This is a genomic window from Winogradskyella psychrotolerans RS-3, from assembly GCF_000427335.1.
GTDB classification, from domain to species: domain Bacteria; phylum Bacteroidota; class Bacteroidia; order Flavobacteriales; family Flavobacteriaceae; genus Winogradskyella; species Winogradskyella psychrotolerans.
Genome location: NZ_ATMR01000053.1, coordinates 1 through 877, shown reverse-complemented (window position 1 = coordinate 877; position 877 = coordinate 1). Strand labels below are relative to the sequence as shown.

Below are 877 nucleotides of genomic sequence, written 5' to 3'. Positions count from 1 at the left end.
GCCAACGGTTCTGTGTATGGTTAGTTGCGTGTTTCAGCAACTAATTTAGTAAACAAAAACGAACGCGGGAAAATTCCGAAGGAATTTTCCAAATAAGCAATTGCCAAAGCAATTAATTATACACGGTGTTGGCAATAGTTATTTTTAGCACGAAGAACAACTTCCAACTTTATGTTTTATAAATAATTCTTTGTCAGTCTTGTCGGATAAATAGAATATTAATTCAATTCCAGCGTAATGAGTTGAAGTTCCAACCAACATATCAAGTCGATTATCTCCATTTAAATCTCCAATCCAATAAAGATAAATTCCGCCTTCAAAACCACCAGATGGAAAGGAAGGAATATGCATTTTCTCAATGCTTTCATTAGTCTTTCCAAAAGCAACTCTCAATTCATAATTTTCTATTTTCTTAAAATACGGAAACTCGTTATTTTCAGTTTCTATTAACTCTCCTTTTATGTAAATCGAATAACTTCTGCTATTCTCTTCATCCTCTGAATTTGGAACAGAAAAAATTATAGTTTCTCCTGGATACATTTTTCTGTCAATCCATTTTCCATTGGTTGAACCTTTTATTGAATCCAATCCTTTGATTAGAAACTTTGGTTGGACAATACTATCAGAGTCGTATTTTTTTATTTCGAAATTAGTTATTAAATATTTTTCTTTTTCATAAACAGCGAAGTAGTCAGAAAAATCGATTTTCGTTTCATCCATTTCGCTTCCTTCATAGCAATTCATCAGCATTACACTTATTGAATTCTCTTTTTCTAAATTTTGAGAATAGATGTTGCAATAAATTAGCAATGAAAAAACCAGAAATCTTATGTTCATATGTTCAGTTCAGGGTTTGAGTTTAATTATTGCCAACGGT

General features: G+C 31.4%; 1 protein-coding gene. It reads right to left on the bottom strand.

Features of this window, described 5'->3' with window-relative positions; genetic code table 11:
* Positions 1 to 144: 144 nt before the first annotated feature.
* A complete protein-coding gene (locus ADIWIN_RS04110; RefSeq protein ID WP_020898272.1) occupies positions 145 to 837 on the bottom strand; it encodes a hypothetical protein in 693 nt (230 codons plus the stop codon).
* Between the last annotated feature and the right edge of the window lie 40 nt (positions 838 to 877).

Coding starts and splice junctions, on each gene's coding strand:
- ADIWIN_RS04110 (WP_020898272.1), bottom strand. CDS start 837: ATGAACATAAGATTTCTGGTTTTTTCATTGCTAATTTATTGCAACATC.